Here is a 21,404-nt window from a genome sequence, read left to right as displayed (position 1 = left end):
CTTAATAACTAAATTCTTCTGCCAAGTTAGTTTTTTCAATAAGATTTTTATATACCTTTGATTGTTCTAAAAGTTGCTTATGAGTTCCTGCTGTTTCAACCCTGCCATCATCAATAACAACTATTTTATCCACATTTTCTATGGACTTTAACCTATGAGAAATGATGATGACTGTCTTATTCTTTATAAGCTTATTTAGGCTATCCTGAATCTTTTTCTCATTGTCTACATCAAGGCTTGCAGATATTTCATCAAGTATAAGAATAGGTGCATCCTTAAGAAATGCCCTTGCTATCGATAACCTCTGTCTTTCTCCGCCAGAAAGCTCAGTACCATTTTCACCCACCTTGGTGTTAAATCCCTCAGGCAGCTTTTCTATAAAGTCCAAGCAATTAGCAAGAATAGCCACTTCTTTTACCTCTTCATCAGTTGCACTTTCTCTACCAAGCCTTATATTTTCAAGTATGCTGGTATTAAAGAGCGTCACATCCTGGAAGACTATGGATATCTTCTTAAATAAAGAATCCGTCGATATATTTTTAATGTCTTTTCCGTCAATCAGTATGCTGCCTCCATCATAGTCATAAAGCCTTGATACTACTCTTAAGACAGAGGTTTTACCTGAACCTGATACCCCCACAAGGGCTGTGACTTCACCCTGCTTTGCTGTAAAACTCACATCTTTAAGCACCTTAGTAGCTTTGTCATAGGAAAATGATACATGGTTAAATTCTATGTCATAGCTCTTAAGCTCCGTGTCTTCACCCTCCTGAAGAACTGCGCTCTTAATCTCTTTAATTCGTCTTACTGCCGGCTCTATATATGACATTTCCGTCATACCCTCTATAGATATATCAAAGAGCTCTTTTACTTTGATTGTTCCTATGATATAACCTATAAGGTATAGAAGACTAATCTCACCATGAGAAAGAAGCTGTATACCCACTGCTATTACTACAGCCACGCTGATATAGGATAGGGACGATGATAGCCCTACGGCAATCATAGACAAAAGCTCAACCTTAAAATGTGCCCTCTCACTCTCCTCCATTTTCTTATACAAGGTCTTTTTTACCTTGTCCGACTGGTTGAAGCTGCTTATTTCCTGCTGCAGTTCTATGGCTTCCTGAAAAAGCTCTGAATTCTCCCTAAGCACCCCAAAATATTTGCTGTACTCAAATACTTCCTTTTGCTTAGCTAAAGGTGTAATCAAGAAACAAAGAAGAGTAGGTATAATGGCTGCAAGTCCCATTTTCCAGTTCCCAATAAGCATCATTAGCCCCATAAGCGGAAAGAAAATCCACATACCTACTACCTTAGGGATGGAGTGGCTCATAGCATGCTCTATCCTCTCCACATCAGACATTATTGTTTGTGAAAGGTCTGACAAATCGTGCTTTGAAAAATAAGCTAATGGCAGGTCAGCAAGGTTCTCTGCTATACCCTTTCTTAAGTTAGCGGACTCCTTGTATGTCGCATTATAAAGACTTACATATTCTTTCGAGAGCAGGATATACATAAGCACTAAGGTAAGCACTCCCATAACAATGTATTGAATGGTACTATATGCCTTTCCGATGACAAGTTGATTAAACAATGCCATTAAAATAAACATTGGAGCGATATTTATACAATATGTCAAAAAGCAGTATAAAGTCGACTTTGAAAGATTGGCAGCCCCCTGTTCAGATAAGGCATATCTTTTCTTATAATAGTTTTTCATTTGACACCCTCCAATCATTTGCAGTTTCATATAAGTTTAAAAGCCTACAGTATAGTCCCTGTGCAGATAGTAACGAATCATTATCTCCTCTTTCCACAATCCTGCCATTCTCCAAAACGATGATTTCATCTACATTCCTGATGCTTGTCAACCTGTGGGCTATCATTATTACTGTCTTATCCTTCATCAGGTTCTTGAAGGCTTTTTGTAATTCGTACTCATTATCCGCATCTATAGCGGCACTGGCTTCATCCATTATGACAATAGGCGAATTTTTAAGTATTGCTCTGGCTATAGCTATCCTTTGTTTTTCACCCCCTGAAAGATATACCCCCTTTGAGCCGATAATTGTATTCTCGCCATCCTTAAACTTAGCGATAATTTCATCACAGCCAGCAAGGCTTAGAGCCTTTAATACCTCTTCTCTTCCGGCTTTTTCATCAGCAAGTGCAACATTGTCATATATTGACTTCTTAAACAGCTTACTGTCTTGAAATACGAATGAAATGCTTCGTATAATAGCTTCTTTCGAGTATTCTTCAAGTCTGTGTCCGCCTATCTTAATAGCTCCCTTATCCACCTTGTAAAACCCTGATAAAAGCTTTGCTATCGTAGACTTTCCTGAACCTGAGTGTCCCACCAGGGCATAGGTTCTCTTTTCCTTAAGTGAAAATGATAAATCTTCCAGAACTTTATTCTCGCCGTATGAAAAGCTTACATTTTCAAATTCGATATCATAGTTGTCAAAATTAGTCCTATCTCCGTATGAGAGCTTGTCTTCCTGCATCTTTTTGTACAATTCTTCTAAGTGGTCAATGGCAAAGTTAGCGTTATAAATATTCATGCTCGCCCACATTATCTTCATAAACGAAACCATGATTACGCCACTTAGAAAGAATATCATAATAAGTTCTACTGCCATAAACTTCGGATTCTTAGCTTCTAAAATAAAAAAACAAAGCGGAATACTGATGATTGCTATAAGCCCCAAAAATATCAACTGATAGACAACATAGGGCAGTTTGCAGGAAATAGAATAATCCAGTGCATACCTTGAATAGTCCATAATAGCCTCGTATAATGCCTTGAATGACTTAAGTCTGGTTCCAAAGATTTTTACAACCTGAATGCCTCTGATATACTCGACAGTTTCTGAACTGAGTTTATCAAATGATTCCTGATACTTTTTCATAAAATCTTTGTTTCCCATCATCATACATAAAATCAAGCCACAAACAACCGATAATATTACAATAAGCAATCCCACTCTGATACTAATTAAAAATGACAAGACCAGTGTGAATATCGGAACTAGGAAGGCTTGTGAATTGTCAGGCAGCATATGTGCTACAGCCATATGTGTCTTAGCTGCATTATCATCTATGGTTTTTCTGATATAACCAGAGGAATTTAGATCAAAAAATCTAAAGCTTGAGTCTGTAAGCCCGTCAATACCTCTTTTTCTAAGATTTGTCTCAAGGCGAAATGCAAGTTTATGAGAAACAAGCCCTGATGTCAGATATAAAGCAGCACTTATCGTTAAACAAATGACTGTTATTGTTGAATAAAATCCTGCATTCTCATAGTTTCCATTTACAACAACTTCTTTTAGGAATAAATATATGTAGTAATATCCATATACCATCAAAAAAGCTGATATCCCTGATATCAATATTGCCACATATCCCAGCAATTTAACCTCCGGAACATATCGAAATAGTTTTTTATAAACCCCCATTATCTTTCTCCTTTCCTTGTTTAAATAAATAAACAATCATGTCCTCCAAATACCTCCTGTTCTTCTTAAAGTTCTCCCTAGCCTCTAAAATATTAGAAGCAAGTATTAATGCATTCATGTAATCAGTAAAAAAATGAACTTCATTAGAGCTATATAGCCATTCCCAATCATTTTTAAAGACTCTCTTAAAGCTTTCCATAGTCTCAGTCTGTAAATCATGCATCATAGTGTTTAATTCCGGATTTCTTTTTTGAGCGATTAGGAATTCTACATAAAGAGGCATATAAGGGTTATCATCAATAATCTTGTCTACAAGCTGTCTTGCCATAAACTGTATTTCCTCACCCTTTTTACATTCGCTTAAATACTCTTTAATGACGTTATTTCTATACTCAATTCCAAACCTCATGATATCCTTAAAAATCTCATTCACGCTCCCATAATAATGATATACACCCCCTTTGGATAAAGTAGTCCCGGCGATAATCTCCTCCATAGTTGCCTTTTCCAATCCCTTTTTGGAAATTACTTTAGCTGCCGAATTCATAATTTCTCTCTTCCTTTCAGCCGCAATAAGCCTTTTTTTAGCAGTCATATCGTCAACCTCCATTCACACCGACGATATCGTCGGTAAATATATTATACGACTATTAGTTACAACTAACAATATATTTATTTATAATAATTATCAATAACTTTTTGCATTAAAAAGTGTGTGCTTGCACACACTTCGCGCGCGAGCGGTGCCACAAGGCAAACTTCCCTGCCGCGAGCTGCGCATCCCTCGGAGAGATTTTTGTTTAATAGGGAATTTCAAAGAAATTTCCTATTAAACAAAAAAATAATACACAGGATATAAACCTGCTCAGAATGAAGACAAACATCAAAAAACGATGTTTGTCTTTTTTATATTCATACTTAATTCTCCCATAATCCAATAATATTGAGGTATTTGAGTAAAATTATAGGTATTTCCTGCCATCATTTTTACTAATTTTTTGATATTTAGGCACGCTAAAGTAAGACCAACCTTAGCTTCCATTTTGGACTTTCCTTTTTCTCTGGTATAACGTAAGTTATGGTATTCTTTTGCTGTTCCGAATAACCGTTCTATCGTTTCTTTCCGGTGTTGGTACAGTTCCTTCATCCCACTTTGATGACGGATATCTTCACAGACTTCTAGAGCATCTTTCCAAATATGACGCACAATAATTTTTTGGTGCTGCCGACTTTCAGTACAAATCGCTAACAAGGGACAGGTCTTACAAATTTTAGGATTACTTTTATACTCTCGATAACCTTCACGTGTCGTTGTACGATAAGTTAATATCTGGTTCTCTGGACAAAGATAGCAGTCAAAATGTTCGTCATAGACAAAGTCTTTTGGACGTAAAAAATCTTTCTTACCTCTTGGTCTGGTGTAATCCCTTGTTCTAGAAGAAACTTGGCAATACTAGGTGTTTTATAACCTGAATCCGCAATAATGAATTCAGGTGAGAAGGGTTCTAGCTTGGCAAAAAGAGTAGGGAAGACCTGACTATCATGGATGTTACCTGCTTCAACTGTATAAGCCAAGGCCCAACCATGTTTATCACAAGCTACCTGAGCATTATAAGCGAAGACTTCCTTGTGCTCTCCCTTGTGAAACCAACCACTGTCTGGATCTATCGTTGATTGTTTCTTAGGTTTAGCCTCGCCTTTTTTGGCGGGCTTTAAGAACTTTTTTGCGTGTTTTCTCCTATCTAAATTAATCTCAATTTCCAGTTGTTCACTCATGAATTTAGCTTTTTGATCAACAACAACAGTTTTGTACTTATGATTATTAGCAGTTGCCTTGATATGGGTCCCATCAATGAAGATTTCTGAGGAATCAATGAGCCCTGCTTCCAAAACATGATGAAGCACATGACTAAAAATGTGTGCTAATACTTCCTTGTTTTGAAAGCGTCGGCTATAGTTCTTACCGTAAGTTGTAAAATGTGGTACCTTATCGTCCAGAGATAAGCCAAGAAACCAACGGTAAGCTGTATTCACCTCAATATCCTTGATGGTTTGGCGCATAGAACGAATGCCATAAAAACATTGAATCAACGGAATTTTAACTAATAAAACAGGGTCTAGACTAGGGCGACCATTATCGGAGGAATAACTATCCTCGACAAGATCATAAATAAAAGAAAAATCAATCGTTTCCTCAACTTTTCTTAGAAAATGGTCTTTAGGTACAAGTTCATCAAGCGTATAGAAGCCTACTTGACGTCGATTGTACTCAGGGTTTTCTTTGTGAAACATAGAAGCACCTCATCAAATACCTTTTTCTTTTATTATACTCCTTCAAAGCAAGAAAAGTCCCCAGAAGAATAACTTCTGAGGACTTTGTCTTCAATCTGAGACAACTTTTAAAAGTTGTTTTTTCATTCTATATTTAGAAAATTGCTACTTCCACAAACCACCTAAGATTTGCTTTTCTAACAAGTCTAAGTCCTCTTCTGCCATTTCGCCATTATCGCCAACGATATATAGTTGAGCAAAATAAGCTAACAAAGGACCTACACAGATGCGAACCATTTGAGGAATGGTTAATTCAGGATTAACACGTGGATCTGCCAGCAATTCCTTGTGGAGTATCAGAAGTTTATCCTGGATAGAATTCCAGATGAACTTCTGTTCATTTCTTAGTTTATTATTAGAGAATATTTCATGAAAAATGATTTTTATCAGAGCACGATTCTTTTTGAGATAGGTCATTCGATTATGGACAAGATAATGAACTTTTTCTTCTGTCGTTTCAAAAGTTAACAGTTCTTCAAAAAAACTTCCGAATAGTCCAGGAACCACAGGGTGTAAAATAGCCGTTAACAAATCGACTTTCGTTTTAAAATACTTAAATAAGGTAGCCTGACTGAGTCCAGCATGCTTAGCTATGTTAAGGGTAGAGGTGCCATTATAGCCCTTGCTAGAAATGAGATCTACTGCCGACCGCATAATCTTTTTCTTCCCTTGAGGATAATCTGCCTCCTCTAAGTAATCTTCAAATGATTCAAAAATAGTCTTATCCATTAAACAGTCATCCCTTTTAGTATTTTTTTGTGTTTTCCTTTAAACTTTACGGTAACGGCGTAAGCCTACAATATTGAGGATTGTCAAAATGACAAGGAAAATCAGTAGAACGCCGATATTTGGCAAAACGTCTCCAATGCTACGTCCGTAAAGAATAATCTGACTCATTGCATCACCTGAGTAGGTCAATGGCAAAAATTTCCCTACCGTTTGAGCCCAGTCTCCCATTGATGACAATGGAATAATTCCAGAGAAAAAGAGCTGCGGCATAATGACAAGGGGAATAAATTGCATCATTTGAAATTCTGATTTCGCCAAGGTAGACAAGAGAATTCCGAAGGCCAACGCCACAAGAGCCAGTACTACATTAACAATTATAACATTAAATAGATTTCCGACAACTTCTACATTTAATAACCAAATAGCTGCTAGGACTACGACTGCTGTTTGAAGAATCGCAATGAGTCCGTAAGACAACATGTAACCATAAACGATTTCAGAACGTTTGACTGGAGTTGCTAATAAACGCTCTAGTGTACCACTGGTACGCTCTTTCAAAAGTGCCATACCTGAAATCAAAAAAACAAAAAAGAAAACTACAAAGCCAATCAAAACTGGAATCATACTTGTAAAAAAGCTTGTATTTTTATCACCATACTGGTAGGATTCCTTGATTTCTGGAGCTTTTGCCTCCAATTTCAATTGTGGAAGAGCTTGTTTGACACGAGCCATTAGTTGATTACTTCCTTCACTAGCGATACTCGTCCGCAATACTTGTCGAGTCATAGATGTTTTAGAGGCATCTGTATTAGCATAAACTACCTGATATTCACCATTTTTATAAGAAACCACTGCATCTACTTTTTCATCAGCTAAGTCTTTCTTTGCTTGATTGAGATCCTTGTAAGTCTGTACACTAACATGGTCCAGATCATCCATTTTTGTCACCAAACTAGTTGGCAGATCTTGTGTTGCTAGTTTAATATTCACGGCTGTACTAGCCGAAAACATGAGATTCATCAACCACATAATAAAGACTGGTGCTACAAACATCATGGCAAGAGTTCGTTTGTCACGAAACAATTCTTTCATCACTTTTTTCGCAATAGCCAAGGTTCTCATCCTACTCTCCTTCTGCTTTCAAAAAGACTTCTTCAATACTTGAAACACCGTAGACTTCTTTGAGACTTTTTGGTGTATCAAAGGCAATGATTTTTCCACCTAACAAGAGCCCAACCTTATCCGTAAGCTCTGCTTCATCCATAACATGAGTGGTGACTAAGATTCCTACCCCCTTGTCTCTGAGCGCCATCAACTCTTGCCAGATTTTCTTTCGAAGCGAAGGGTCGATACCAACAGTTGGTTCGTCCAAAATCAAGAGTTGCGGACTTCCTAAAAGTGCAATGGCTAACGACAAGCGTCGTTTCATCCCTCCGGAATAACCAGATACTGCCTTATTTAAATGTTCTGTCAAATCGACTACTTGAGCTACATGGGCAATATCATCCTTTAAGACTTTTCTTGATAGGCCTTTTAGCTGACCGAAAAATTCCAAATTTTCTTGTCCTGACAAGGCCTCATAAAGAGCATCTGATTGAGCCATATAGCCAATATCTCCAAGAATGTGACGATTTGGCATGGTGTGGTCTAAGACTAAAGCCATACCGCTATCCGCCTTTTCTATGCCTAACATGGTTTTAATCATAGTTGATTTACCAGCACCCGATGGACCAATTAGACCAATAATTTCTCCAGGCTGTAAATCAAAACCAACGTGATCTAAGACCATTTGACGACCAAAAGATTTTTCTAAATCTTGTAAATGTAGCAATGTTTTCATTTGCATCCTCCTAGGTGAGTGCTTACTCACTTTCCGAATATGAGATTATTATAGTGAGTGTTCACTCACTTGTCAAGTGAGAAGTAAAATTTTCATAACAAAAAATCTTCGAATAGAAATCGAAGATTTTTAAGAATTCATAAGGAAATCTGCTTCTATGTTAGAAGACCTTCTTGAACCAAAAACTCATGTGCCACTTTAGCAGCAGACTTGCCTTCTACCCCTACTTGGTAGTTCATCTGTCTCATTTGCTCCTCTGTGATTTTACCAGCCAGTTTATTGAGGACTGCTTCCAATTCTGGATGTTTTTCGAGTAATTCAGCTTTCATGAGTGGGGTCCCTTGATAAGGAGGGAAGAGATGTTTATCATCCTCTAAAACTACCAAATCATAGCGAGCAAGTTCAGCATCTGTTATCTGAATATCACCAGCCTTGATAGCCTCATAGCGAAGGGCTGGTTCCATCGTTGCCACTTGTAGATGGAGTCCGTAGACCTTCTGCAAGCCCTTGTTGCCATCCTCACGGTCGTTAAACTCCAGAGTGAATCCTGCCTTCAGTTTATCTTGAACTCCCTTAAGATCAGAAATAGTCTTCAAATGATATTCTTCAGCTATACTTTCTGGAACTGCAATCGCATAGGTATTCTGATAAGCCATGGGTTTAAGTAAAACGAGATTGTCTTGTTTCTTTATACCATCACGCGCAGCTTTGAAAACTTCTTCAGAGTCGTTACTCACTTTAGGAGCTGGCTGCAAGAGAGACCCTGTAACCGTACCTGTAAATTCTGGATAGATATCAATATCTCCTTTTTTCAGGGCTTGGTAAAGGAAATCTGTCTTCCCAAAGTTGGGTTTAACCGTCACCGTCATATTAGTATTTTCCTCAATGAGAAGCTTATACATATTCATAAAAATTTCTGGCTCAGGTCCCATTTTCCCTGCAATGACGAGATTGTCTTTCTCCTTATGAGGAATGATGCTTGGAGCATAACTGGCTCCCAAACCAAGGACCATGACAGCAAAGGCCACTAGAATAGTACGCAGCTTTGCCTTTTCCAGCCATTTGAGAATAAGATTGAAGAGAATGGCTAAAATAGCTGATGAAATAGCCCCGATTAAAATGAGACTATAGTTCCGGCGATCAATACCCAAAAGGATAAAGGAGCCCAATCCTCCAGCTCCAACAAGAGCGGCTAAAGTTGCTGTCCCAATAATCATCACAGCTGCTGGCCGAATCCCAGACATGATGACAGGCATGGCCAAAGGAATTTCAAACTTTTTAAGTCGTTCCCACTTGGTCATCCCAAAAGCGACCCCTGCTTCTTCGAGGCTTGGGTCAATTCCTTGCAAACCGGTGATGGTATTTTGGAGGATGGGGAAAATGGCGTAAATGACCAGAGCTGCCAAGGCCGGAAGCGTTCCAATCCCCATGATGGGAATGAAGAGTCCCAAAAGGGCCATGGAAGGTATAGTCTGGAAAATCCCAGCTAACTGTAGGACCCAGTTGCTCGCTCTCTTGCGCGTACTTAAATAAATAGCCAGTGGAACAGCCAGAAAAATAGTAAGGAGCAAGGTCAGTAAGGACAGTTGCAAATGTTGCTCCAGTGCAGTGACCCAGTCTCCAAAGCGTTCTTGAAAGGTTGCAAGTAGTTTAAACATGGTGAGCACCTCCAAATAAAGCCGCAACAAAGTCGTTGGCTGGCCGGGTTAGAATGGTCTCAGCATCCGCCACCTGTACAATCTCTCCTTCTTGTAGAACTGCAATCCGATCGCCTAATTTCAGGGCCTCGTCCGTATCATGAGTAACGAAAATAGTCGTCATACCAAATTCTTTGTGCAAGTCTTTAGTAAGAGCCTGTAGCTGCTTACGAGAAATAGCATCTAAAGCTGAAAAGGGCTCATCCATCAATAGAATCTTTGGTTCTGCAATGATGGCCCGCACAATCCCAATCCGCTGTTGCTCACCACCTGATAACTCGCTTGGTAAGCGATGAGCATAATCTGCAGCAGGCAGACCCACCTTGTCCAATAGTTCTTCTGTTTTAGAGGCAATTTGTTCCTTGCTCCAGCCCTTCATCTCAGGAATGGGAGCAATATTCTCAGCAACAGTTAGATTTGGAAAGAGGGCAATGGCCTGCAAAACATAACCAGTAGAAAGACGCAACTCTCGTTCATCATAGTCTTTAATCCGCTTGCCATCCATATAAATATCACCATTGGTCGGCTCCAAAAGACGATTGACCATCTTGAGCATGGTGGTTTTTCCAGATCCTGAAGGTCCTACCAAGACCATAAATTCTCCCTGCTCAATTCGGAGATTGACGTCTCTAAGAACCTCTTTTTCAGTGTAGCGCAGAACTACATTTTTGTATTCAATCATGTTCTTCCTCAATACGTTTTCTGTCTCTAAGAATATCCAATAGGCTGCTTGCTGGATGCCCTAGGACTTTTTCGACATCTGTTGAAACTCCAGCTTGTTCCCCAACTTTGATAGCTGTATAAGTACTGACCCAAGCATCGTACTCCCAAGTTTGTGCTGGCCACTTTTTTCGTGACTCATAAGCTTCTTCTACTGATTCATCCACATACGTGATGGCGTCACCTGTCTCTTTTGAGAGAAGCGCTACGATTTCTTCCATGGAAAGATCCTCTGGCCCTGTCAAATTCAAGGTTTGATTTTCCCACTCCTTAGGATTTAGAAGAATTTCTGCTGCAACCCTAGATGTGTCCTTACGGGCAACAGCTGACACCTGCCCACTGCCAGCCGGACCACGAATTTCTCCATTTTCAAGTGCAATATCAATCAAGAAGTCCAAATAAAAATTATCTCTCAAAAAAGTATAGGTGAACCCTAACTCTTTGATATAGGCTTCCGTCTGGGCATGATCTCGAGACAAGGTAAAAGTTGCCTTCTCATCTGCCCCATAAAAGGAGGTATAGACGATATGCTTCACCCCCGCAAGCTTTGCAGCATCTAAAAACTCCTTGTGCTCCTTGACACGCTCTGGATTTTCCCGAGCAGAAACCATCAACAAGGTATCGATCCCCTTTAAGGCCTCAACCACTTTTGGAGTATTGGTATACGACATTCTACGGATTTCCGCAGACGCATAAACTTTTGCACGCTCTGGACTTCGTGCTAAGTGTACGGAAACCATTCCTTTCTTATCGACAAGATTAGCCACATAAGAACCTAATTTTCCTGTTACACCTGTTATTCCAATCATAACTGTTACTTCCTTTCCCTAGATGTCATTCTCTTTAGCTTTTAGATTTGAGATTATACGCTCTTGAAAGTCTTCAAATTCTCGGATTTCTTGATCTGAAAAGCCTTGGTAGAAAATCTCTCCCAATTCTTTACTGACACGGTCTCCGATTTCTTTTTGCGCCCAACCAAGTTCGGTCAAAACGACAAACTTCTTGCGCTTGTCCTGGTCACTCTGTTCAATCGTAACCAAGCCCTGGTCAACTAATTTCTTAATCATACTAGTCAGAGTATTGTTTGCTAGTCCTGAAGCAAGGGCAATATCTGTCGCAGTTGCTCGACCATCTTCTTTTTGCCAAAGCACTGTTAAAATTTTTCCTTGTTCACTTCTATATTGAGCTTCTGGTTCTTTGCTCAAGAGTTTTTGAAAAATACGCCCGTTTAACAATCGAATCTGTAGAGCTTGGTAGCCCCCTAACATCTTGTCCATTATGTCTCCTTTTTGTTCGATATCGAAATATTAAAGTTATTGTATCACTGTCTGTTACATCCGTCAACTACTTCTATATAGAAACATTATTTTTTTAATAATGCTTGATAAATCGTATAATCAATATCTTTAAAAACATTGAATATAACTACCATATCAGGGTGTTCTTTCTGGAACTGTAGAACCGTCTCTATCGCAATCTTAGCTGCCTCTTCATTTGGAAAACGAAATTCTCCTGTTGAGATACAACAAAAGGCCAAGCTTCTCAGACCTTTTTCATAAGCTAAGTTCAAACACTCTTCGTACGAAGAGGCCAACTGTTGTCTTTCCAAATCTGTCACTTCGTCATAGATAATAGGCCCAACTGTGTGAAGGACATAGCGGGAAGGTAGGTTATAGGCCTTGGTCATCTTTGCCTGACCCGTAGTTTCATCCTCTCCTTGCTCCTGCATGAGCTCCTGACAGGCTAAACGTAGTTCAACCCCCGCAGCTGTGTGAATGGCATTGTCAATACAAGAATGATTAGGTACAAAACAGCCTAAAAGCTTACTGTTGGCCGCATTGACAATGGCATCAACCGCCAGACGAGTGATATCGCCTTGCCACAGGTAGAGATTGGGCCGAATCGGAGTCAAGTCTTTTAAGTCTACAACTCCTTTTTCTAATAGTTTTTCTTGTAAATAACGGTCTTGTTGGTAGAGAAAGTCGGCTGTCACCGGTGCTGGATAGCGGACATTTTGAAGAGCCCGATATAACACTTCTTGCTCCTCTACCTTTTCAGGAATCTCTAGTTCTGTCAATACTTGCTCGCTTTTTAAAACATCAATCAAATATTCTAGTCTGCTAGCCATTGTCGGAGTACCTCCCTCATATCATCATTTATAGAAATTGTCTTTTCCTTTGTAGCAGCAAAACCTTCAAGCTCATCACGATTGAGGCGAATCAAATGGGCCTTTGGAAATACTGCTGTCATTTTCTCAAAAGGATAGCGAATGATGGTCGGCGTATTGTATCCGACACCCAATTCTAAGAAGACAACCTTTTGATCTTCTATCCCTTCTAAAAATCCTAGATAAGCTTCATAAGAAGCCTCCCAAGTCTCATTTTGGACAAAAGCCTGGTCTACACGTAAATGCATGGTCATTGGCGCTCCACAATGAGGACAATACGGTATCAAGTCGGTTGGAATTTTCAAGTCCTTGATTTCATTTAGCATCTCCATGACAGCTCCTCTATTATCAAAGACTTTCTGACGACAAGGAACGGAGCACTGCCACTCTCCGTAGTTGCCCTGCACTTCAAAGAAACGTTCCGGAGCAAATCCTGTCTTCATAAACTGCCCATCTACATTGGTCGTAATCACAAAATAATCCTTGTCCTTAACCAAGTTGAAAAGATCTCTATAAAGCGAAAGTCCCTCTGGCTGGTAACGATTATGATAGATATGCTTAGCCCAATAACCCCAGCGCTCTTCAGCGGTCTCAAAAGGATAAAAAGCTGCAGAGTACATATCCTGCATGCCATAACGAGCAATATAATCTTTAAAGAAAACCTCAAAACGTGAGCCTGAGTAGGTTAAGCCAGCCGCTGCAGATAAGCCAGCTCCCGCTCCAATCACAATTTTATCTGCTTCTTCAATAATTTTCTTTGCATCTTGAATCTTTGTCATCTTATCATCCCTCAATTTCAAATCTTGCTTGATAGGGAGGCAATTGCGTCAAATCATAAAAATTGCCTACTGCATTTTTAAAACGAAATACTTGTAGGTGACTACGTCCCTCCTCCGTCGGATAAATCTCATACATGTATGGATTGGCTTTTAACAACTCTTCTAAATGCTCTTTTCCAATCCATTTCACCTGACCGGTTAGGGAAATAGATTTACGATCCATAGTTCCGGCACCTTGAGTCATCCCTGTCACTGCTACACGTCCATCTTCCTTAAGACGCTTGTAGAGAGGTTTAAAATCAGCTGTCAAAAAATAGACTGTTTTCCCATCCTCCCACATCATATCCATAACAGTTGTATGTGGATGCCCCGTTTCATCAACCGTTGCCACTACAACTGAATGAATCTCTTCGACTAGCACTTTCAAATAATCCATTATAAAACACCATGTCTTTCTTTGAGTTTTAGTTCCATATCGAACTTTATAGTACGAATTGTAACATCAATAATTACATCTGTCAATTATTTCGATATCGAAATAATTATAAAAACAAAAAAACTTTCCTAATCATCAAGGAAAGTTCTAACTATAATCGATTGATAGCTTTAAAATATTTTATTCAGCCTTGGTAATATCTTCACGCATCTCATCGACATTGAATTTAGCAAAGAGATACTGACGGTCTTGAACTGGGAAACGTTGGTCGAGTTGGTCAACTGGACCAACTTCGATAATACCATTTTCAATAACAAAGTCCATAACGTGACCACCGAATGTCAAGTCGTCTGAAATAAAATGAAGGTGATAACCAGCAACACTCACACCGTGAAACATTTCTGGCGTCCAAATACCAACGATGGTACCTGAAATATCATCTACCTCGTACTCAGGTTGGCGAGTGGCAACATCAGCAAACTTAATATCCGCATTTGATTTAGGAATCATGCGCACGTGCATGTGTTTAAAATGACCCTTAATTTTGATAGAACGGAAGAGATTAACCCCATCATAGTAAGATTCAATACGATCCTCAAGTTCTTTATCAGTCATTTCATAACGTTGACGGAAGATAACTTCAGCTTGGTGAGGTACGACTGCTGCATAGGGAACTTTTTCATCTGGAGAAACTTCTACCACTTCGACTTTACCTTCAGAGCCTTTAGCTTGATAGGCTTTACCATCAAGAACAATCAACTCCCCATCAATAGAATCTAATGTTCCAAGACCCAAGTCTCCATGCTCCAACAATTCACCAACTGTTAAAGTACCTCCATAAAGCCCAGCCATCAAGGCTCCCAAAGTATTATATTGAAATAATTTTATGGCTTCAGACATGTCTACACCCTCTTTTTAGTAAAATTCATCTGGCAAAATAGTTTCGCCGAGTTTAATATTATCTTTATAGTCGATTGGAACATCAATAAGGACTGGTCCATCTACAGCTTGAGCCAAGGCTTCTTGGAGCAAGCTAGAAAACTCCTCTTTACTTGTTGCACGATAACCTTTCGCTCCAAAGCTCTCAGCATATTTTACAAAATCTACAGGACCAAAGTCAACCCCAGATGAACGACCGTACTTCATTTCTTCCTGGAATTCCACCATATTGTAATGGCCATCGTTCCAGATAATATGAACAATTGGCAATTTCAAACGAACTGCTGTCTCCAATTCTTGTGCTGAGAAGAGGAAACCACCGTCACCAGAAACAGAAATGACTTTTGTCTTAGGACGAACCAAAGCTGCAGAGATGGCCCACGGAAGAGCAACCCCCAAAGTTTGCATCCCATTTGAGAAAAGCAAATGACGTGGTTCATACGATTTGAAATAGCGAGCCATCCAGATATAGTGACTACCAACGTCAACGGTAACTGTCATATCATCATCCGTTTGTTCTTGTAAAACTTCAATTAAATCGAGTGGATGTACCGTACCTTCTTCAGGCTGACGGTCAAATTTAACATCTTCGACGACTGTATTTTTTAACCCTTTTAGATATTCAACTGATCCTTCAGGTAATTTGTAGCCTTGAATAGCTGGCAAAAGCAAGTCTAAGGTTGCTTCTACATTGCCAATCAATTCACGTTCTGGTTGGAAGTAAGTATCCACCTCAGCAGGTTCAACATCAATTACGATAATACGTGCTGAAATTTCAGCATTCCAGTTACGTGCTTCATACTCAATTGGGTCATAACCAATGGCAATAATCAAGTCCGACTTCTTAAGCAACATATCCCCCGGTTGGTTACGGAAAAGACCTACACGACCAAAGAAAGTATCCTCTTCAAGGTCACGTGACACGATACCAGCACCTTGGAAAGTTTCAACAACTGGTAATTTAACATGTTTCAAAATCTGGCGAATAGAGTAAGTTACAGCTTCTGATGAAGCACCGTTCCCTAAAAGTAAAACCGGCAATACGGCATTTTTTATCGCCTGTGCGAGATAGTTAATATCAGAAACAGATGCTGAACCAAGTTTTGGATCCGTCATAGGCTTGATAGCCTTAACACTGACCGGAGCATCAGTCACGTCTTGAGGAATTGAAATAAAGCTTGCACCCGGTTTCCCTGACTTAGCATGGCGATAGGCATTAGCAACCGTTTCAGAAAGTGTATTAGCATCATGTACTTCAGCAGCATACTTGGTAATCGGTTCAAGCATAGCAACGTTATTCATTGATTGATGGGCACGTTTCAAAAGATCTGCACGCTTAACCTGACCACCAATAGCAAGAACAGGATCTCCTTCATCTGTCGCTGTTACCAAACCAGTAGCCAAATTTGAGACACCTGGACCAGATGTTACCAATACTACACCGGGTTTCCCTGTGATACGTCCAACACCTTGAGCCATAAAAGCAGCATTTTGCTCATGACGGGCAACAATCAATTCAGGTCCCTTATCTTCCAAAGTATCAAAAACCCTATCGATTTTTGCACCTGGAATCCCAAAGACATAATCAACATCATGGTTGATCAAACTATCAACCACTAAATCCGCACCATACAATTGCTTTTCTTCTGACATGAACACAGTCCTTCTGGCCCTAAAATGATAGAGCCAATTTTCCTTTCAAGTATAAGTCACAAAGTGTCAAAGTCTGCTCGTTTTTTCACAAACTTTTATCACTTCACAATTCTGTTATCATTATAGCACAGTTTTCAGACAATCTTGTGAAAAAAAGATTGTGAAATTTTGAACTTCCATCGCAAAAAGAAACACCCGATTACTATCAGATGTTCATGTATTTTTTACCTTAGCAAACTCTCGATTAAGATAATTTTGCAAGCCTTCAAAAATCTCTAGTAACTGGAGATAATTAGACAAACTTGAGCGACCAGGGATATCTACGACATCCAAAGAAATGCGTTCCAAGTCCTTTTCATAGAGAATGCGGAAGGATACCACTGCCTGAAAAGAAAAATAATTCTCCCCTGCTAAAATAAAGCACTCATAGATGATGCCAACAGGATTAGCAACCTTCAATTCAATACGAACTGCGCCTAATCCCAAGGCCTCCACTTGCTGAAAACGCTCCAGAATAGCCTGTCGCTGACTGGGGATAAAACTCATGATATCCATAGTGGCCCTCCCAAGATTCCTTTTTGTCTATTATAGCCTAAAGCTGAGAAAAATGCTTGTGTAGGGTTTGTAGAAGCCTCATTGGCATTCAAGAATACTTAGTCAACCCCTTTATAATCTCTAAAGTCCGATTTTATAGTGTTATCGTAATCATGTTTATCTACCCACTCCTTAATATCAGCAAAAGAATGAATTTCCTTCCTGATACCAGCACCGTCCTCTACAGAAATTACAATCGCTTGCTCTCCATTTGTTCCCAACCAATGTAAGATATCATTAGTTTGTTCTTCAGGAGAAAAATAGATTTGTGATTGTGTTTCGTACTCTCTATCTCTATAAGACTCATATTGAGCCAATTTCTTTTTATAGGCTTTATATTCCCTATCGTAATCCTTTTGAACTTTTTGACGTGCTTTTTCGTAAGCTCGATAGTCTTTCTGATAGTCTTGTTGAGCCTTTTGGTTAAGAATCTCACTAAAACTTAGAGGTTTAATAGGAAAAATAGAATCAGGAAAAACATTAAATTCTGGAACTTTCTTTGGTTCGCTTGGTTTATCAGGTTCTTTCCTTTTCACTGGCTCAGTTGGAGCGACCGGAAAATCTCCCTCCTTACCTTGACGGGTCAATACTTTAAATTTCTTTAAGGTATTACTGTTTGTTCTTGTCTGATTAACAGCCTCTTCGTAAATATGCTTGACTCCAGGATTGTCATTAAATAGATTAATCTGATTCTCCTCTTTGGAAGTGTCTACATTATCAATTTCTATGATAAGGTTTAGCTGAGCAGATAAATAGCTGTCCTTTGGGGCTGGTGACTTCCTTAAAAGCTCATCTAAGTTTCCTTCTCTCTTTAAATAACCCCACATGGTGCTATCATTCATCTGATTATGAGCAGAACTCCTATCACCGAAATATAGCAGTTCATCTTTACTGTAAGAATAATCTGGTAGGTCTCTGGTCAAAAATTGATTGGTATCTAGATTATAAGCAAATTGCTTATCGCTTTGAGAAGGAGTCAAGAAAACATAATCATAACCATCGATCTCTCTTAAAGACACACCAAACTCCTTAATATCTTTAAAATTTTTGATTTTCTTCAAATATGGGGTCAAATTAATAATTTTCTTTTCAAAATTTTTGTTAATATCATAAACTACGAAATGAGCTTGATGCAGACTACTCATGGTATCGTAATAGCGAACAAAATGATTTCTACCAATCATTTCTGTAGCTACATTATCTTCAGAATTATAGTAAGTGGGTTCTTCATGACTAATGGCAACATATTGTTGACGGCTACCAAAAATCTCATTGGAAGTTACCTTATCTGCTTTTAGGGCCGTCTGTAACTCTTCTACAGCTTTTTCGTGAAATTTATGCTTTGTATAAGCATTTCCTAAAAAGAAAAGTGTGAGTATAGTCGCAGTATAAATCCCTCCACGCTTTGAGAAGGGAAATTTTAGAATCTTCTTTATCATAACTTTTTTACAAAAATAGCCAGAACATCACATTCTGACTATTACTCTTATTTCTCTTCTTCGTCCATTGAAAGCACAGACAAGAAGGCTTCTTGGGGTACTTCCACCGAACCGATGGCTTTCATACGTTTCTTACCGGCTTTTTGTTTTTCGAGGAGTTTACGTTTACGTGAAACGTCACCACCGTAACACTTAGCCAAGACGTTTTTACGAAGGGCTTTAATATCTGTACGGGCAACGATTTTTTGACCGATAGCCGCTTGGATAGGCACTTCGAATTGTTGACGTGGAATGATTTTCTTAAGCTTATCAACGATAAGTTTTCCACGCTCGTAGGCAAATTCCTTGTGAACGATGAAGCTAAGGGCATCGACCTTGTCACCATTAAGGAGAATATCCATTTTCACCAATTGTGAACGGCGGTATTCTGACAATTCATAGTCAAAGCTTGCATAACCACGTGTAGATGATTTCAATTTATCAAAGAAATCAAAGACGATTTCGGCAAGTGGAATCTGATAGATAACATTCACACGATTATCATCAATGTATTCCATGGTTTCAAAATCACCACGTTTACGTTGTGCCAACTCCATAACCGCACCAACATATTCTTGAGGAACCATGATTTGAGCTTTAACATAAGGTTCTTCAATAGCATCAATACGTGTAGGATCTGGGAACTCTGAAGGGTTAGACACTTCAAGCATCTCACCGTCAGTAGTATTAACATGGTAAACTACCGATGGCGCTGTCATGATGAGGTCGATGTTAAACTCACGTTCCAAACGTTCTTGGATAACATCCATGTGAAGAAGACCCAAGAAACCACAACGGAAACCAAAACCAAGGGCTTGAGACGTTTCAGGCTCAAATTGAAGACTGGCATCGTTCAACTGGAGCTTTTCAAGGGCTTCACGCAAGTCGTTATATTTATTTGACTCAATTGGGTAAAGACCTGCAAACACCATTGGGTTCATTTGCTTATAGCCATGGAGTGGCTCAGCAGCTGGATTATCCGCAAGGGTTACGGTATCACCGACACGGGTATCCGCAACGGTCTTAATTGAGGCTGCGATATAACCAACATCTCCTGTCGCAAGGTAATCACGACCAACAGCTTTAGGTGTGAAAATACCAACCTCAGTAACATCAAAGGTCTTGCCATTAGACATCATTTGAATCTTATCGCCTGGTTTAACCATTCCGTTAACCACACGCACTTGGAGGATAACCCCACGGTAAGCATCGTAAACAGAGTCAAAGATAAGGGCTTGGAGAGGGGCTTCAACATCACCTTGAGGTGCAGGCACTTTCTCAACGATTTGTTCGAGAATCTCTTCGATACCAATACCGGCCTTAGCTGATGCAAGCACAGCTTCAGAAGCATCTAGTCCGATGACATCTTCAACCTCTGTACGCACACGTTCAGGATCTGCAGCTGGAAGGTCAATTTTATTGATAACTGGTAAGATTTCCAAGTCATTATCAAGGGCCAAGTAAACATTGGCAAGAGTTTGAGCTTCAATCCCTTGAGCTGCATCCACCACCAAGATGGCACCCTCACAGGCAGCAAGAGAACGTGACACCTCATAAGTAAAGTCCACGTGTCCTGGTGTGTCGATAAGGTGGAAAATGTATGTTTCACCATCTTTAGCTGTATAGTTAAGCTCAATGGCATTTAGTTTAATAGTGATTCCACGTTCACGTTCGAGGTCCATGCTATCAAGGAGTTGCGCCTGCATCTCACGACTTGACACTGTCTCAGTCTTTTCCAAGATACGGTCGGCAAGGGTTGATTTACCGTGGTCAATATGGGCAATAATAGAGAAGTTACGAATCTTCTCCTGTCGTTGTTTTAATTCTTCAATATTTGGCATTTTTATCTTCCTAGTTCTTACTTGTGATTATAAAAAAACTAATCGTTATCTTCTATTATACAAAAAAGACAGGCTTTTGCCTATCTCTAATATCTGCTTTCTGACTGCATTTAGCCCTTCTTATTTCTTAAAAGTATCGTTGTAGTGCTTATTAATAATTGCTGAGCGCTTGTTTTCTGTTGAACTACTTGAAAATGGCCCCAACCCACAGGCTAGTACAACAACTCCTAATAGAATAAGGCAATAAAATGGATGCTCAACAATATAATGTAAAATGTCTGACATGGGAAAGCTCCTCTTAAATCATAATTAATTACGATTATATTATCAGAAATATTATGTTTCATCAAGCAAAAAAAGAGAGCTTTTCGCTCTCCCTTTTATTAAGCCTCTATAATTTCTGTAGTGGGTAAAACCACTGTAAAGATTATAAAGCTTTTTGAATGCAGACAAAAATCCCATAAGAGCTATAATGAAAAGCAACCAAACCATCATTAGGAAAACTTATGAGACTTATTAAGAACGCCACAAAATTAATCGGAACTAAAGACCCAAATATCATTATTTCACTCGTTTTTGAAACTGATACTCACATCAAGATTCATGCAAAACTCGATTATCCTGCACCATTATGCCCTTACCGCCAAGGAAGGATGATTAAATACGGATTTCAAAGAGCTTCTAAAATTCCTCATAGCTACTGGTCTTGTCTTAAAACCTAGACGGACTTGGCAAATGG

At 39.2% G+C, this 21,404-nt stretch carries 19 protein-coding genes and 2 pseudogenes; 1 reads left to right on the top strand and 20 read right to left on the bottom strand.

Annotated elements, in window-relative coordinates; genetic code table 11:
- Position 1: 1 nt before the first annotated feature.
- The 20 genes and pseudogenes from NST80_RS04780 to NST80_RS04685 all read right to left on the bottom strand — a co-directional run bounded on the left by NST80_RS04780 (position 2) and on the right by NST80_RS04685 (position 20,950).
- Positions 2-1,723: an ABC transporter ATP-binding protein gene (locus NST80_RS04780; protein WP_183138195.1), complete on the bottom strand. Its 1,722-nt coding sequence runs from the start codon at positions 1,721-1,723 to the stop codon at positions 2-4.
- Positions 1,707-3,461 carry an ABC transporter ATP-binding protein gene (locus NST80_RS04775; protein ID WP_013990545.1) on the bottom strand — a complete coding sequence of 585 codons (1,755 nt, stop codon included), beginning with the start codon at positions 3,459-3,461 and terminating at the stop codon, positions 1,707-1,709. The genes NST80_RS04780 and NST80_RS04775 overlap by 17 nt, the downstream gene beginning before the upstream one ends.
- Positions 3,448-4,056, bottom strand: a complete 609-nt coding sequence (locus NST80_RS04770) for a TetR/AcrR family transcriptional regulator (protein WP_013990544.1) — start codon at positions 4,054-4,056, stop codon at positions 3,448-3,450. The genes NST80_RS04775 and NST80_RS04770 overlap by 14 nt, the downstream gene beginning before the upstream one ends.
- 218 nt (positions 4,057-4,274) lie before the next feature.
- Positions 4,275-5,753: pseudogene (locus NST80_RS04765) on the bottom strand (IS1182 family transposase).
- A gap of 144 nt (positions 5,754-5,897) precedes the next feature.
- On the bottom strand, positions 5,898-6,521 hold the full coding sequence (locus NST80_RS04760) for a TetR/AcrR family transcriptional regulator (protein WP_013990541.1): 624 nt from the start codon (positions 6,519-6,521) through the stop codon (positions 5,898-5,900).
- Positions 6,522-6,560: 39 nt separating this feature from the next.
- The gene (locus NST80_RS04755; RefSeq protein WP_013990540.1) at positions 6,561-7,643 is read right to left on the bottom strand and encodes an ABC transporter permease; all 1,083 of its coding nucleotides are present in this window, start codon (positions 7,641-7,643) and stop codon (positions 6,561-6,563) included.
- Between the two features lies 1 nt (position 7,644).
- Positions 7,645-8,361, bottom strand: coding sequence for an ABC transporter ATP-binding protein (locus tag NST80_RS04750; RefSeq protein WP_013990539.1), 717 nt, complete (start codon positions 8,359-8,361; stop codon positions 7,645-7,647).
- A gap of 155 nt (positions 8,362-8,516) precedes the next feature.
- A complete protein-coding gene (locus NST80_RS04745) occupies positions 8,517-10,019 on the bottom strand; it encodes an ABC transporter permease/substrate-binding protein (RefSeq protein WP_183138193.1) in 1,503 nt (500 codons plus the stop codon).
- The gene (locus tag NST80_RS04740; RefSeq protein WP_183138192.1) at positions 10,012-10,740 is read right to left on the bottom strand and encodes an ABC transporter ATP-binding protein; all 729 of its coding nucleotides are present in this window, start codon (positions 10,738-10,740) and stop codon (positions 10,012-10,014) included. The genes NST80_RS04745 and NST80_RS04740 overlap by 8 nt, the downstream gene beginning before the upstream one ends.
- A complete protein-coding gene (locus NST80_RS04735) occupies positions 10,733-11,587 on the bottom strand; it encodes an SDR family oxidoreductase (RefSeq protein ID WP_183138191.1) in 855 nt (284 codons plus the stop codon). Before NST80_RS04735 ends, NST80_RS04740 begins: the two co-directional genes overlap by 8 nt.
- Positions 11,588-11,605: 18 nt before the next feature.
- Positions 11,606-12,055 (bottom strand): MarR family transcriptional regulator, encoded by a 450-nt coding sequence (locus NST80_RS04730; protein WP_183138190.1) that lies wholly within the window; start codon positions 12,053-12,055, stop codon positions 11,606-11,608.
- Between the two features lie 86 nt (positions 12,056-12,141).
- Positions 12,142-12,906: a protein-ADP-ribose hydrolase gene (locus NST80_RS04725; protein ID WP_183138189.1), complete on the bottom strand. Its 765-nt coding sequence runs from the start codon at positions 12,904-12,906 to the stop codon at positions 12,142-12,144.
- Positions 12,891-13,724 carry a Sir2 silent information regulator family NAD-dependent deacetylase gene (locus tag NST80_RS04720; protein WP_183138188.1) on the bottom strand — a complete coding sequence of 278 codons (834 nt, stop codon included), beginning with the start codon at positions 13,722-13,724 and terminating at the stop codon, positions 12,891-12,893. Before NST80_RS04720 ends, NST80_RS04725 begins: the two co-directional genes overlap by 16 nt.
- A gap of 4 nt (positions 13,725-13,728) precedes the next feature.
- Positions 13,729-14,160, bottom strand: coding sequence for a pyridoxamine 5'-phosphate oxidase family protein (locus tag NST80_RS04715; protein ID WP_096832866.1), 432 nt, complete (start codon positions 14,158-14,160; stop codon positions 13,729-13,731).
- Positions 14,161-14,340: 180 nt separating this feature from the next.
- A complete protein-coding gene (gene budA / locus NST80_RS04710; protein WP_002891043.1) occupies positions 14,341-15,060 on the bottom strand; it encodes an acetolactate decarboxylase in 720 nt (239 codons plus the stop codon).
- Between the two features lie 15 nt (positions 15,061-15,075).
- Positions 15,076-16,752 (bottom strand): acetolactate synthase AlsS, encoded by a 1,677-nt coding sequence (alsS, locus tag NST80_RS04705; protein ID WP_021146813.1) that lies wholly within the window; start codon positions 16,750-16,752, stop codon positions 15,076-15,078.
- A gap of 213 nt (positions 16,753-16,965) precedes the next feature.
- On the bottom strand, positions 16,966-17,307 hold the full coding sequence (locus NST80_RS04700) for a hypothetical protein (RefSeq protein WP_342504651.1): 342 nt from the start codon (positions 17,305-17,307) through the stop codon (positions 16,966-16,968).
- 98 nt (positions 17,308-17,405) lie between these two features.
- On the bottom strand, positions 17,406-18,785 hold the full coding sequence (locus NST80_RS04695; protein WP_342504650.1) for a hypothetical protein: 1,380 nt from the start codon (positions 18,783-18,785) through the stop codon (positions 17,406-17,408).
- Positions 18,786-18,832: 47 nt separating this feature from the next.
- Positions 18,833-20,665, bottom strand: a complete 1,833-nt coding sequence (lepA, locus tag NST80_RS04690; RefSeq protein ID WP_004182454.1) for a translation elongation factor 4 — start codon at positions 20,663-20,665, stop codon at positions 18,833-18,835.
- A 120-nt stretch (positions 20,666-20,785) separates the two neighbouring features.
- A complete protein-coding gene (locus NST80_RS04685) occupies positions 20,786-20,950 on the bottom strand; it encodes a hypothetical protein (protein ID WP_002883920.1) in 165 nt (54 codons plus the stop codon).
- A gap of 221 nt (positions 20,951-21,171) precedes the next feature.
- Here NST80_RS04685 and NST80_RS04680 point away from each other — a divergent pair.
- A pseudogene (locus NST80_RS04680) lies at positions 21,172-21,357 on the top strand (ISL3 family transposase); the annotation flags it as partial.
- Between the last annotated feature and the right edge of the window lie 47 nt (positions 21,358-21,404).

It is taken from the genome of Streptococcus sp. FSL K6-1323 (genome assembly GCF_038630745.1).
Lineage (GTDB): Bacteria > Bacillota > Bacilli > Lactobacillales > Streptococcaceae > Streptococcus > Streptococcus salivarius_D.
This window is presented reverse-complemented; position numbering and strand designations above follow the sequence as displayed.